General features: G+C 58.5%; 13 protein-coding genes. 9 read left to right on the forward strand and 4 right to left on the reverse strand.

Annotation, left to right across the window (positions count from 1 at the left end; genetic code table 11):
- Positions 1 to 224: 224 nt before the first annotated feature.
- The 9 genes from AC07WT_RS04010 (at position 225) to AC07WT_RS04050 (ending at position 8,652) form a co-directional block, all read left to right on the forward strand.
- The gene (locus tag AC07WT_RS04010; RefSeq protein ID WP_492596538.1) at positions 225 to 626 is read left to right on the forward strand and encodes a hypothetical protein; all 402 of its coding nucleotides are present in this window, start codon (positions 225 to 227) and stop codon (positions 624 to 626) included.
- A gap of 388 nt (positions 627 to 1,014) precedes the next feature.
- Positions 1,015 to 1,461: an Ohr family peroxiredoxin gene (locus AC07WT_RS04015; RefSeq protein ID WP_494946128.1), complete on the forward strand. Its 447-nt coding sequence runs from the start codon at positions 1,015 to 1,017 to the stop codon at positions 1,459 to 1,461.
- A gap of 204 nt (positions 1,462 to 1,665) precedes the next feature.
- Entirely contained in the window at positions 1,666 to 2,112 is a 447-nt protein-coding gene (locus AC07WT_RS04020; RefSeq protein WP_494946129.1) for an OsmC family protein, read from the forward strand.
- A gap of 51 nt (positions 2,113 to 2,163) precedes the next feature.
- Positions 2,164 to 2,436 carry a hypothetical protein gene (locus AC07WT_RS04025; protein ID WP_494946130.1) on the forward strand — a complete coding sequence of 91 codons (273 nt, stop codon included), beginning with the start codon at positions 2,164 to 2,166 and terminating at the stop codon, positions 2,434 to 2,436.
- A 106-nt stretch (positions 2,437 to 2,542) separates the two neighbouring features.
- Positions 2,543 to 2,935 carry a VOC family protein gene (locus AC07WT_RS04030; RefSeq protein WP_494946131.1) on the forward strand — a complete coding sequence of 131 codons (393 nt, stop codon included), beginning with the start codon at positions 2,543 to 2,545 and terminating at the stop codon, positions 2,933 to 2,935.
- Between the two features lie 133 nt (positions 2,936 to 3,068).
- Positions 3,069 to 3,530 (forward strand): MarR family winged helix-turn-helix transcriptional regulator, encoded by a 462-nt coding sequence (locus AC07WT_RS04035; protein ID WP_494946132.1) that lies wholly within the window; start codon positions 3,069 to 3,071, stop codon positions 3,528 to 3,530.
- Positions 3,531 to 3,733: 203 nt separating this feature from the next.
- A complete protein-coding gene (locus AC07WT_RS04040) occupies positions 3,734 to 4,438 on the forward strand; it encodes an SDR family oxidoreductase (protein ID WP_494946133.1) in 705 nt (234 codons plus the stop codon).
- Between the two features lie 1,275 nt (positions 4,439 to 5,713).
- Positions 5,714 to 6,745, forward strand: a complete 1,032-nt coding sequence (locus AC07WT_RS04045; protein ID WP_494946134.1) for a TRAP transporter substrate-binding protein — start codon at positions 5,714 to 5,716, stop codon at positions 6,743 to 6,745.
- Positions 6,742 to 8,652, forward strand: coding sequence for a TRAP transporter large permease (locus AC07WT_RS04050; RefSeq protein WP_494946135.1), 1,911 nt, complete (start codon positions 6,742 to 6,744; stop codon positions 8,650 to 8,652). Before AC07WT_RS04045 ends, AC07WT_RS04050 begins: the two co-directional genes overlap by 4 nt.
- A gap of 261 nt (positions 8,653 to 8,913) precedes the next feature.
- Here AC07WT_RS04050 and AC07WT_RS04055 read toward each other — a convergent pair whose 3' ends face one another.
- From AC07WT_RS04055 to AC07WT_RS04070, 4 genes are all read right to left on the reverse strand, one after another.
- A complete protein-coding gene (locus AC07WT_RS04055; RefSeq protein WP_494946136.1) occupies positions 8,914 to 9,444 on the reverse strand; it encodes a hypothetical protein in 531 nt (176 codons plus the stop codon).
- Between the two features lie 47 nt (positions 9,445 to 9,491).
- Positions 9,492 to 10,904, reverse strand: a complete 1,413-nt coding sequence (pyk, locus tag AC07WT_RS04060; RefSeq protein WP_494946137.1) for a pyruvate kinase — start codon at positions 10,902 to 10,904, stop codon at positions 9,492 to 9,494.
- 339 nt (positions 10,905 to 11,243) lie between these two features.
- The gene (locus tag AC07WT_RS04065) at positions 11,244 to 12,653 is read right to left on the reverse strand and encodes a four-carbon acid sugar kinase family protein (RefSeq protein WP_494946138.1); all 1,410 of its coding nucleotides are present in this window, start codon (positions 12,651 to 12,653) and stop codon (positions 11,244 to 11,246) included.
- A 6-nt stretch (positions 12,654 to 12,659) separates the two neighbouring features.
- Positions 12,660 to 13,937 (reverse strand): ribulose-bisphosphate carboxylase large subunit family protein, encoded by a 1,278-nt coding sequence (locus AC07WT_RS04070; protein WP_494946139.1) that lies wholly within the window; start codon positions 13,935 to 13,937, stop codon positions 12,660 to 12,662.
- Positions 13,938 to 14,070 lie beyond the last annotated feature (133 nt).

Here is a 14,070-nt window from a genome sequence, read left to right on the forward strand (position 1 = left end):
TGCACCGATAAACGCAAGGGCCGAATTCCGGTTCTGGTCCAAACGGCGGCGTCCAATCACGGTGTAATATTCCATGGATGTCCACGTTATTTCTCGGCCTCGACGCCGCGCAGATTTAAAGCATCCATGACGAGGACGGCAGGCTGGTCAAAAGGCCTGGAAACCGCTCCAGCGGTACCTATGGTGGCGTCGGCCGTAACAACGGCATTGATGGGAAATACATCATGTCAACCGAGTGGAAGCGCCGCGCCTGGCTGTTTATCCAGCGTTTCTGGCAGCCGACCAGCGCGTGCATGACCTGCATGCCGGGGAGTTGGGGCAATGTCATGAGCCTTGCCCACTGGACGATTGCATTCCATACTGGTCTGCTCACCGGACTCCTGGCCGTACTTTTGACCTTCACGCCTGCGGCGAAACTCTACGTGCATCGATACGGCAATGCGCTGGTCGTCGGCGTCCTGACAACGTTAGGCGACGCCTACTCGCACGCGAGTCACTACCGCATCCCCTATGTCGAGCACATCGTGACGGGTGTTATTTCAGGTCTCTTGACGCTGGCTGCCTCATATCTCTTTGAAGACCGCGCGCGACGCCTTCGGGCGGCATGGGCTCGGGTTTTCGAATAACTAATCCGTTGACTTTCTGAACCCTCCTGGTCGAACCGAAAGAGGCTCCCCGGTTTGGTTGCGCATCATTGCTGGGCAGCCTGAGCGTGGACAACGGCCGTTTGGGGCGGGTACATGTCCCAGCGTCAGGGTTCGGCCACGAAGCGACGTTCGTAGTGCCGTCTACACCTGGTTAAAGGACGAGACAGGGCGCGGCCCGTGAGACAGCGTGTTAGACAGGCGACATCATGCTGGGCACTGCAGGAGATTCGTTCGCTCTATCTAAAACACGCATACGATTAAATCTTTTGCGATTGACATCCGATAGCGCCTTGTTCATTATGCGACGCATGCGAGCACATCGCATCCGATGTAAAGCCGCTTAACACCCTTCACGAAGGAATGCATCATGACCAAGATCGAACAAGTCCTCCACTCAGGCAACAGCCACGCCACGATCAATCGCGACCCCAATGTCAAGCGCGGCGAGCTCGGTGTCCTCGACCTCAAGCTGTCAGCGCCCGACGGTGAAAGCCGCGAGTTCATCGCCACCGAGTTACACCCGAGAGCCGAGCAGTTGTTTTCGGGCGCGTGGTCGGCCTGTTACATCAGCGCGTTCGAGATTGCGGCCTCGCTGAAGAAGGTCACGCTGCCGTCCGACTACTCCGTGGACATCCAGGTAAGCATTGGGTCGGTCGGTGCCGGGCATTGCCTCGGCGCCCAGTTCACCATCCGCGTGCCGGGTCTGGCAACGGAAGTCGTCGAGGCACTCGCGCGCCACGCCCATCAGCTCTGCCCGTACTCGAAGGCTGTGCACGGCAACATCGAGGTCGGCCTGAGCGTCGTCACGGTGTGATCGGACAAGGCATGCGGGTCTCGCTAAATATCTTTTGAGGAATTTGGTCAACGCAAGGTTGTCATCCATGCCAATTTAAACTCGCATGCGATGAGATCGGATACGTTTTACACAAAGAACATTTTTGTCCATCATGCAACGCATACGATCAAATCGCGCGCGCATCAAATCAGCTTAACACCCTTATTCACGAAGGAATCCATCATGGAAAAGATCGAAAAAGTCCTCGCCTCAGGCAACTCCCACGCCATGGTCAATCGCGACCCCAATCTCCAGCGCGGCGAGTTTGGCGTCTTTGACCTCAAGCTGTCAGCGCCCGGCGTGGAAAGCCTCGAGTTCATCGCCACCGAGCCGCACCCGACAGCCGAGAAGTTGTTTGCGGGCGCGTGGTCGGCCTGTTACACCACCGTGTTCGGGATCGCGGCCTCGCTGAAGAAGGTCACGCTGCCGTCCGACTATTCCGTGGACATTCAGGTAAGCGTTGGGCAAACGGGTACCGCGTGGTTCCTCGGCGCCCAGTTCACCATCCGCGTGCCGGGTCTGGCAAAGGAAGTCGTCGAGGAAATCGCGCACCTGACCCATACCATCTGCCCGTACTCGAAGTCTGTGCGCGGCAACATCGAGATCGGCACGAACATTGTCACGGTGTGATCGGATAAGGCGTGCGCGTCTCACAAAACAACTTTTTAGGGACTTCCCATCATGAAGACCAAGCTCATCGTTGCACTGCTCGTCGCAGTTTCGGCGTCCGCCGCCGCACCCGCGTTTGCCAGCGGCTATGGACCGGCCCCCTTCTACAAGCCCTCGGTTGGCGCACCGGCGTCGCAAAGCGGTCAGAGCGTGCGAACCATCGCCGCCGAACGCGACGACGTCACTGGCTCGGAAGAGGCGTATGGCGGTGCCGTCTCCGGACTGTCCCAAGCGGGGAGCCATGTCGCCGTGACGCCGCGCGATAGCCTCTTCGCACGCCACTAGACCGTGCATCCATCCGACGCTGGGCCGTCACGCATCGTCGCTCTTTATGCGCGTCGGCCACCGCATCGGATGGGTCGTGGTTTATTTACTAAGGAGGACGGAAGCAATGTTCAGTCACGTAGTGGTCGGCACCAACGACCTGAAAAAAGCAAAGCGCTTCTACGACGCGGTTCTAGGCGCGCTCGGCTACGGTGAAGGTGTCAGCGATGACAACGATCAGCGCCGGCGCTATGTCTATCGCGCCCACGCAGCGCTTTTCATCATCACCCAGCCGCTCGATGGTCAGTCGGCTACCCCTGCCAATGGTGGAACGATCGGCTTTACCTGCCAATCGACCAAGCAGGTCGATCGGTGGCATGCCGCCGGGGTTGCCAACGGTGGAACCTCTGCTGAGGCGCCGCCCGGCGTGCGTGAGGCCGCGTTTGGCAGCCTCTATCTTGCCTATCTGCGCGATCCGGACGGCAACAAGCTCGGCGCCCTGTATCGCGTGCCGGCCTGAAGCGGCCGACGGCGCCAAAGGCGCACCAGACCAGCGGCGTTCCGGCGTTCTTTATATCGCGATATAATCGCATGCGATATATATCACTTCGTATGTCTTGTAAAGCATCAGGCTCTAGCCAAAGAGGATACAGATGAAAACTACGAACCAAGCGCCCGCTGCGGCCATGCCGCTGTCAGACTATTTGTGTTTTGCGATCTACTCGGCGAACCTGGCGTTCGGCAAGGCATACAAGCCGATACTCGAGGAGCTTGGGCTCACTTACACGCAATACATCACGATCGTTGCGCTTTGGGAGGAAGACAACCAGACCGTCAGCGGTCTGGGAGAAAAGCTGTTTCTTGAATCCAACACGCTCACGCCGATGTTGAAGAAGCTCGAGGTGATGGGATATCTGGAGAGGCAGCGCGATCCCGAAGACGAGCGTCAGGTGCGGGTCAGGCTCACGAAAAACGGTCGACGGCTGCGCGAAAAATCCCTAACGATGAGTCTCTCAGGAGCGACTGGCCTCGCGCCAGACGAATTCGCTAAAGTGCAGAAGGCGATCGTGGCGCTGCGGAACAATCTTATCAAGTCAGTCCAAAGCGCCGAATGAGCGCTTAGCGGTCGTATGCCGCTGCCCTTTTCCGGCCTTGACGCATCGTAGGCCCGGCGGTCTTTGACGCCGGCGGGCGGCGGATGTTGCCGGCCGTTAGGCGGTGCAACGATTCGGTACGCGATTGCAGCCTTGTTTACACCGGATCTCACGCGCGCGGCGAACCGGCGCGCATGCGGATTCATCATTCGAAAGGAAAGGTTATGAAGATCAAAGGTGCTGTCGTTTTCGTGACGGGCGCGAACCGTGGGCTTGGCCTCGAGTTCGCGAAACAGGCGCTCGAAAGAGGGGCGTGGAAGGTATATGCGGGCGCACGCGATCCGGCCAGCGTGACGCTGCCGGGAGTCGTGCCTGTGAAGCTCGACGTGACCGATCCGGCGGCCGTGGCCGCGGCCGCCCACGCGGCGCGCGACGTCACGTTGCTGATCAACAACGCGGGCATCGCGCGGCTCGGTAGCCTGACGGACGACGGTGCGCTCGAGGCGTTGCGCGATCACTTCGAAACCAATGTGTTCGGCATGCTGGCGATGTCGCGGGCGTTCGCGGGGAGCCTCGCCGGCAACGGCGGAGGCGCGATCCTGAACGTGCTGTCCGTCGCGAGCTGGGTGAACCGGCCGATTCTGTCTGCCTACGGTGTGTCGAAGTCGGCCGCGTGGGCGCTGACTAATGGCCTGCGCCAATCGCTGCGCGAGCAGCGCACACAGGTCGTCGGGCTGCATGCTGGCTTCATCGATACGGATCTGGTGCGCGGGCTGGAAGTGCCGAAGGCGACGCCGGCCGACGTCGTGCGCCAGGCGTACGACGCGATCGAGGCGGGCGCGGAGGAAGTGTCCACCGACGAGTTCACACGGCAGGTGAAGGCCGGGCTGTCGGCGGGCGTCTATCTGAATGAGCCGACGCCGCACTAACGGCGTCGGAGCGGTCGCCCGGGATCTGCACGTCCGGGTTCAGTCCACTTCGTAGTCGACGCCGGCGATCTCGGAGTCGAACAGACGCGGGAAGCCGGTCCCTGTAGCTGACGGCAACAGGTCCGATAGCAGCCAAATTCTGCTACTCCTGACGTTGGAAGTTACGGCCGACGCCTGCTGAAAAGTTCAGAGACGAATGAACCAAACGGCGGAAAGTTCAGAGTTAGCTGAACAGTCAGTTCAGACTTACGTGACTGCGAACGTGCGAAGCGGCGAGAAAAGCGCCCGTCGAGTTCAACGCTACGTGAATCTCGACACATGTCGAGATTCACGTAAGTCTCAACCTTCTTCACTTAACTCTGAACTCTCCCGCGGCCGACGTGCGGCGCGGATCGAGGTAAAAGTCGAGAAATACGGGCAGGATGTGGCCGGCGAGTTTGTAAGGGGAGTGGCGGATGGAAGCCTTGGACGGCGCGGCTACGTCGTGGGCAGGACGCCGTCCGACTCAGTTCGGCCACAAGCGGTCGGTCGAGGCCGCCATCCAATTTAGATACCAAGGCCTCGTCCGCCGTCGCTCAATGGCCGGTTTCCGGCGAGCGAATTGCCGGTGGCACTTCCTCGACACGGCCAGAAGGCGACGTTCAGCGCCTGGAACGACCCAGCGCTGGAATGGCCGGACTAGCTCCGGTAGCAGCCGCAAAGTAGCGCTTGCGACGGAGAACGCAAGATCACGAAGCCAAAGGCCATGGGACCTCTCATTGTGATCGGGGCGACGGCGCTTGGAAGCCCGCGGTCCGATCGATGAGTTTTTTTCACTGCGGAAGGCTTTCAAGCAGTTCGAGAATTCTCCCGCAATGTTGACCTTTTTTGCGAGCGCGACTGGCTGCCAAATCGGTCCGCGCGCGTCATAAATATCGCCCTTCCCCGTCGCCCCCGGTGCGTAGAAACTAGAGGCGGTCCTCAAAGTGCGCAGTCGCCCACACTGCACGCGACATTCTTGACAGTCCGCAGCCGCTGCGCTGCGCCGGGGAGCGTCTGCCGAGGCCGTCGCGTCTCGATTTCCTGTCAGCGAGTTTTTCTCACCGTAAGCCGAGATAAAGTCGTTTGTTGAGGAGCGGCGCGTCCGCTACTCTAAATGCACGCACCGATCTGACCGGCGCGTCAAATCAAAAGCGCACCAAGACGTTCCTTCGACCCATCCCGTTCGGGAAGGGCGGCTAAGCATATAAAGCGCAAGTCCTTGACGGACGATTATTCAAATCGTTGGAGACAAACATGGGATTCAATCGCAGAAATTTTCTCATTACCGGAACAGGAGCAGCCGTTGTCGCTGCGACCGGCCTCTTGGGTGGTCCGTGGGTTCGGCGCGCCAACGCGGCAGAATTCGCGTATAAGGTCGGGACGAACCTGCCGGCAAATCATCCGCTGAATGTTCGTATTCAGGAGGCATCGGATGCGATCAAAAAGGAGACAGACGGTCGAGTCGACCTTCGGGTGTTTCCGAATAATCAGCTCGGTGGCGACCCCGACATGTTCTCGCAGTTACGGGCTGGCGCACTGGAATTTTATACGGTCTCGGGCGCTAATACCCTTTCGACTCTGGTTCCGAAGGCATCCATCTCTGGCGTCGGCTTTGCATATAAAGACTATGACCAGGTATTCGCGGCATTCGATGGGGACCTTGGCGCCCATATTCGCGGGATGATTGGAAAGGCGAATCTGATCGTGCAGGACAAGATCTGGAACAACGGGTTCCGGCAGATCACGACCAGTACAAAGCCCATCAAGACGCCTGCCGACCTGCAGGGGATGAAAATCCGGGTGCCGGGTGGTCGTCTCTGGATCTCGCTGTTCAAGTCGCTTTCCGCCGCTCCGGCGTCGATCAGCTTCAACGAAGTCTATTCTTCGTTGCAGACAAAGGTCGTCGACGGGCAGGAGAACGCGCTGGCTGTAGTAGACGCCGCGAAGCTTTATGAAGTCCAGAAATACTGCTCGATGACGAACCACATGTGGGACGGCTACTGGTTCTTGGGTAACAAGACAGCGTGGGAAAAGATGCCTCCCACCGTCCGTGACATCGTCTCAAAGCACCTCAATGCAGGGGCACTGAAGCAACGACAAGACGTAATTCAATTGAACGCCTCCCTGCAGAAGACGCTTGAGGGCAGAGGGCTTGCGTTTAACACCGCTGACGCGAACGCGTTTCGCCAGGCCCTGAAATCTGCGAACTTCTACACGGAGCAGAAGCAATTCTTCGGCGACGAGGAATGGGCTCTTATGGAGAAGTACACGGGGAAGCTGGCATGAGAACGGAAACGCTGAAAGACGTGGACGACGCACTCGAGCAACAGACCAGCGCAACCGTCCACCAGACGACAAAGACGATGCCCCGCTGGCTGTCCCATCTGGACTTCGCGCTTGGCCTGATCGTCTCTGTGCCGGCGGCACTGCTGGTGCTGGCAGAAATTGTCCTGCTTTTCAGCGGTGTTGTTGCTCGTTATGTCCTGCATCACCCATTAATCTGGAGTGACGAGCTCGCTGCCATCCTGTTTCTCTGGCTCGCCATGACAGGTGCCGCTACCGCGTTGCATCGAGGAAGCCACATGCGCATGACGGCACTGGTCAACCGCATGGGCGAGCACTGGGATCCCTTCTGGGACACCATTTCGATGGTGGCGAGCATGCTCTTTCTCGGACTCATACTTGTTCCGTCCATCGCTTACATCAAGCAGCAGTGGGACATTCTGACCCCGACAATGGAGATCAATGACGGCCTACGCGTCGCGGCTATCATCTTCGGGATTGTGTCGATGCTGCTGATCTGCGTGGTCAAGTTGTTAGCAATCGGCTGGAAGACTGCTATCACTGGGATTGCGGTGTCGCTAGTGACTGTGTTTGCGCTGGAACATGCCGGACCGGTTTTGCAATCGCTTGGAAACCTGAACCTGGTGATTTTCTTCGTTGGTGTGGTCGGTTTCACCGTCTTGAGCGGAATGCCTATCGCATTCTCCTTCGGCCTTTCCGTGTTTGCTTATCTTTCAATGTCAACGTCCATGCCGTTGGAAATTGTCGTCAGCCGCATGGACGAGGGAATGTCTCAAATCCTTCTGTTGGCTGTGCCGATGTTTATTTTCCTTGGCCTTCTCATTGAGATGACAGGGATGGCACGGGCGATGATCAACTTCCTGGCATCGTTGCTGGGTCACGTGCGAGGTGGCCTCTCATATGTTCTGGTTGGCGCGATGTACCTGATTTCCGGGATTTCGGGGTCAAAGGCGGCTGATATGGCGGCCGTTGCTCCAATTCTGTTCCCTGAGATGAAAAAGCGTGGCGAGAATCCCGGCGAGCTTGTCGCACTGCTATCAGCGACCGGCGCACAGACTGAAACGGTCCCGCCAAGCATCGTGCTCATCACGATCGGATCGGTCACTGGCGTATCAATCTCTGCGCTTTTCACCGGCGGTCTCCTGCCGGGGCTCGTACTGGCTTTCATGTTGTGCACGCTTGTCTGGTGGCGGGCCCGACAATTCGAGCCCACGTCCTCCACGAGGGCCGCGTGGTCGTTGGTCGGAAAGGCGTTTGTGGTATCGATCCCGGCGTTGGCCCTTCCGGTTGTCATCCGCATGGCTGTGGTGGAAGGCGTGGCCACGGCAACGGAAGTTTCGACAGTCGGCATCGCCTATGCTGTTGTCGCCGGGCTCATGGTGTATCGATGCTTTGATTGGAAGCGTGTTGGCCCCATGCTCGTGGAGACGGCCGCTCTTTCCGGTGCGATCCTCATCATCATTGGTACGGCTACAGCGATGGCGTGGGCGCTCACACAGTCCGGCTTCTCTCACGGACTGGCGGATTTCATGCAGCATCTGCCAGGGGGCGCTTTCACCTTCATGGTTGTGTCAATCTTCATGTTCATCATCCTGGGCAGCGTCCTCGAGGGAATACCAGCCATCGTGCTCTTCGGGCCGTTACTTTTCCCCATTGCCCGGGCTGTCGGTATCCATGAAGTTCAATACGCGATGGTTGTCATTCTTTCGATGGGTTTGGGGCTGTTCTCGCCGCCGTTCGGGGTCGGGTATTACGGCGCGTGCGCGGTCAGCAAGATCTCGCCGAACCTGGGCATCCGTCCGATCATGGGTTATATGGCTGCACTGTTCATTGGCATCGTGGTCATCGCAGCGGTACCATGGATTTCGACCGGCTTTCTGAAAAGCTAAAAGGCGCCTACACGCAGAAATCGAAGAGGCTGGACCCACGTCCAGCCTTTTTTGTTTGGACGTCGCTTCGGGGCATCAGGCGATCGTGGCGATGTTGATAAGTTGATAAGGCCATGAGATGGTGGGAAGCAACTATCGCCAGCGCGGATTGGACACGGCGTCAGTGCGTTCCCGCCGGTATCAAGTTGCGGAACAAGAGAACAGAACGGTGCCTTCAACACGCTCGCCTCTGCCGGCCGATACGATACGCCGGATTGAAGATCAGTCCCTCGTGGTTTTATCGGCGCTTCTGGATTGATCATGCTGCAGCAAGGCTTCCCCGGATCTGACGACCAACATGCCAAGCAGCTGTTCCAACTTTGCCTGGCATCGTGTGAAAAGTCCGGCGGATATGCCGCCAAGCTGGACGTCGTAGATACATACGATCTTCTCGAGTATCGAGCTAGCGTTCTCACTGAGCATCCACGGCCCGCCGCCTGCGCGAACAGCCGCTATGGCCTCTATCTCGCGTTCAGCGTCGCAGTAAAGCTGATACGCACCGGCGCCCAGCCCCTCCTTCCACATCAGATATGAGAGATATGTCGTTCGGATGAGTTGATATAGCAGATGCTGGCTGCCGTGGCCGGATTGAAACGAAGCGAGGGCGAGGTGCGAGACTAAAGACAGGTCTTTGACAAGCGGCAAGGGAAGCGGAAGAAGCATCTGCTTTGACAGCGCCGGTCCGCGTCGTGGTTGTTTGAGATTCCGTGCTTTCGTTACCATGGCGGATACCAGCGCCTTGCCGAAACTCATGGGGGCCCGCACAGCGCGCCCCCATGCCCTGACGTATGAATGAAAGATCAGGAAGGGTAGACGATTCTCAGAAGGTTACTGATGCCGGGCGTGCCAAACGGGACACCTGCTGCGATCAGCAATGGTTTGCGGCGGTCGACCCCAATCCGATGCGCCGCCGCCGTGGCCTTCGTGACCATATCTTCAACGTTCTGCGCATCGTCGACATGTAAAGGACAGGCACCCCAGGTCAACGTAAGCTGACGCGCAACGGCCTCATCAGGAGTGAGCGACAGGATGAGGGAGGCTGGCCGCTCGCGAGCAATCCGCGCAGCAGTCGCGCCCGAAGTGGTGTAGGCGACGATTGCTGCGATCGGCAACATCGATGTGATGGTAAATATCGCTGCGCTGATCGCCTCCGGCGCGTCAGCAGAGGCGGGCGGCCTGACTGCTCTAAGCAGTTGACGATACGAGGGCGCATTCTCTGTGCGCTCGATAATCCTATTCATCATCGAAACCGCTTGGACGGGGAAGGCACCTGACGCTGACTCCGCGGACAGCATAACGGCATCGGCGCCGTCAAAAACGGCCGTCGCCACGTCGGACGTCTCTGCTCGCGTGGGCACGGCAGAGTTCACCATCGACTCCAGCATCTGCGTTGCCACAACGACAGGCTTTCCTGCCTCCCGGCATAAACCCACGATTCGCTTCTGGATGACCGGGACCTCCTCGGGTGGTAACTCAACACCCATATCGCCACGCGCAATCATGATTCCGTCAGAAGCCTCGATGATCTCCTCGATCGAATCAACGGCGGATGGCTTCTCAATCTTGGCGATAATCTTAGCCCGGCCTTTGATCAGATTGCGCGTGTCGCGCACATCGCCTGCCCGCTGCACAAAAGACAGTGCGATCCACTCTACGCCTTGTTCCAGGCCAAATTGCAGGTCTTTCCTGTCCTTATCGGTCAGCGCTGGAATGGGGAGGACCACGCTCGGGACGTTGACGCCTTTTCGGTCCGAAAGGATGCCGCCGATGACAACTTCGGTGGTCATGCGGGTAAGCGATGTATCGACGATCTTGAACTTCAGCAGGCCGTCGTTGGCGAGCAAAGTATCGCCGATCGCGGCGACTGCGAAGATTTCCGGGTGGGGGAGACAGACCCTCGACTCATCACCGGGTGCGCTATCAAGGTCAAAGCTGAAAGTCTGTCCTGGCCGCAGGTCCACCTTGCCATCCTTGAACTGCGCGACTCGTAGCTTCGGTCCTTGCAGATCAAGCAGCACGCCGATCGGACGACCATGTCGGGCCCCGATACTGCGAATTGCTTGCAGTCGCTGAGCCTGTTCCGCGTGGCTGCCATGGCTCATGTTCAACCTGAAAACGTCGGCGCCCGAGACATACAGGCTTTCAATCAGGCTCTCGGCGGAACTTGAAGGTCCGAGCGTCGCAACGATTTTCGTGGAGCGGTTTCTGTTCATCGATGAAGAATTTGAGGTTGCGGAAGACTTCGTGCGAAAGAGACGAGGAATCGAAGCGGGCCGGAGATGACGCCGCGTGGGCAAGCGAGAAAGCGAGCAACTCCCCCCTTCGGATGTGACGACATTGCACTCGGTGCCGATCCGTACAGGGAGCTTATGCGATAGGGATCTGCTCCGCGTGACTCTGTGCCACGGCCCTCCTGGTCACAATCGCCGAACCGTCGGGCCGGTGTCCGACGTGTTTGATTGACCAAACGGGACCGCGCTTTAGGGCGCGGATCCCGTCAGTATCTACTTTGCGGCGTGAAGAAAGTGTGGCTGCGCCGCGGGACGCGGCGATTATGTCGTGGTGCCATCCCGGGCGATGACAAAGAAGTTCTCGTCGCCCATCTGGCCGCCTTTCAGGGCAAGCTGCACGTCTTGCAAATGAGGCTTATCGGAAAGCACCCGGCACAGCGGCGCGCCCGCGGCGAGGCGGCCGTCAATCTCAAGTGCATCGGGCCCAAGAACCTGTGTGACTTGACTCGACGTATCGCCGCCTGAGAGAACCAGGCGGCGCAAATGAGTGGCCTCGAGGACAGCATTCGCGACTGCGCCAAGCCGTTGGCCCAGCAATCGCCCGCCTTGATGCCGAGCGTCGTTCTCGGTCAGTCCGTCGGCGGTAAAGCACTCAAGCATTGCGGCGATGCGCGTATCGCGCGGACCACGCGCAGTATGCATGATGACACTGCGCCCTTCGCTGACCAGCGCAATCGTGCGTCCGACGATATCTGCAGCTGTTTGCTGCCAGGAGTCTTCCCGCACAAGCGCTTTTGCATCGATGGCAATCTCGGCGAAGCCTGCGGCGATCGCCGTGTCAATCTGTGCGGAAGACAGCGGTGACGCACTGCCAGAGATGGCAAGAATTTGACTCGTGGGCGCGATATGGTCGTAAGATCGCCGCGTATCGGGAAGATTGCCGAGCTCCCGCCACCATTGCGTCATCGCATATTCGACGCCAGACGAACCAATGGTAAAGATAGGGCCGACGGTCGTAGCGTACCTGTCAAGAAGGCGACCGACTTCGGTCAGATGACGTGGAGTCACTGTATCGAGCAAGATTCCCGCGTCGCCGGTTGAAGTTGCTTCCGACCACGCCCGGTCTATTTCTTCGCGAGCGCCCTCCAGACTGGGCAGGAAGATCCCGGAGAGAGGCAGGTCTGTCTGCAGCGCCAGATGACGCAGAAGATCTCCTTCCATCATCGGTGTGACCGGATGGACACTCATAATCGGATGGCGATCGATTCGATAAGTCTTGTTATCGGTACCGGATCGGGCAAACAGGTTGCCAAAGGCGCAGTAGCGTTTTAATGCTGGAGTACCGGCAACAATCGGAACTGGCGTACTCGTGATTCCAGCGCGGGCTATCTCCAACGCTTTTCCGATGCTTCCTATCGTCGGGCCGCTGTCGAAAGTTGAACACACTTTGTAGTGAAGAATTGGGGCATTCAGGTCGCGTAGAGCACCGAATACGGACGGAAGAGACGCGTCCATTTCGGACGGACTCATTCCTCGACTGTCACCTGCGACACCGATAGCGTCAAATCCGCCGAGTCGCGATAGTTTTTCGGACGAAGGCGCTTTCAAGAAAAGGGCGCACCGCAGCCCCGCGAAAGCCAGGACTTCCAGAGCGTCAGTCGACCCGGTAAAGTCGTCGCCGTAGAAAGCCAGACGCAATGCCGCGTCGGATTGTTCAGCTTTTGCACTCATCCTGGATTACGCCGATTGGAAGTGAGACAGCGCAGCACGCAGCGCAGGTCGGGACTCCGCGAAGGTTTTCAGATCTACTCCTTCGACTGCTGCTTCCCACCCTTCTCGCATACTGGCAACACCCGCGGCGATTCCATGCGGATGTCCGATGATTCCGCCGCCGGCCAGATGCATCAGGTCCAAGGAGCCCAGCTGAGCGTAGAGGTCAGGGGCTTGAGACGCCCACTGGCCCGATGAAAAAACTGGCATCAACGGCTGCACACCCGCGAACGGTGCCAGGCAGGCACGGGCCGAATCGATGACGGATGTATCTGGCTCCCAGAATTTGCTGCGAATGCCGTTGACGTGCAGATGATCTACTCCGGCAAGTCGCCACAACTTCTGAAACGCCTCAAAGGAGAACCCGAGTTGCGGGCAGCGCGTGAACGCACCCCAGCCGTTGCGGTGGCCGTGGATAGGTAATTGGGCATGCGTTCGAAGATGCTCGACGCCAGCAAAGCCAACCCAATTAATGGAAACCATCACGCACGTACCGCCGGCCTGCAGAACCGCATCGTGTCGGTGGAGCATCTCGTCGATTGTGCCGGAGATGTTGATCGCGTACATCGGCATGCGACCCATGCGGTCGGCGTGTCGATGCAAGACCGGCATCACAGCAGCGAGACGCTCATCAAAGCTCGCGTATGCCGGATCGGCGAGCAGCTCATCATCCTTGATGAAGTCGATGTCTGCGGCGCAAAGGCTGTCTACGATTTCCGCCGTCTGTTCCGGAAGCAAGCCAATGCTTGGTTTGATGATCGTTCCGATCATTGGTCTGTCGTAGACCTTAGCGAAGTCACGGGTTCCACCAATGCCGAATTGAGGACCGGGGAATTGTGCTGCGTAGGTTACTGGCAGATCGATGTCAAGCAGGCGCAGCCCTGTGATTTCTCCTAACTCAAACAGGTTGCCTGCAACAGTCGACAAAAGGGTGGGCAGATTGGCGCCAATGTTGTCCACCGGGAAGGCGATCTCGATCTCCCCTCGGTAATAGACGCTCGGCGAACCCCTGCGTTCGACGTGAGCACTGCGAAGCGACGGCTCGAGAACGGGTGGGTGCGAATCGACCTTCACCACACGAGCTCGGGCACGATGTTTTAGCGCATCAGTCTCTCCCGGGAGCGCGAGAAACGTTCCGCTCGACTGTTCGCCGGCAATGACTTCGGCGGCTTTTGCAATCGGTACTGAGCTTTCGACGAAATAGCGCGCAGTAAATTCCGCTCTTTGACTGGAGGTTTCGACCATGTTCGACTCTGCGTCCTGGGGATATTAGACCTGAAACCGGGCGCATGGACGTATCGTCGGAAGCATGCGCTTAAGCCGGGGATGTCCAGAATATAGATTTGACGACCCACGACATCAAACGATATGATTTCTC

This window comes from Paraburkholderia sp. GW821-FHT02A12 (assembly GCF_059422005.1).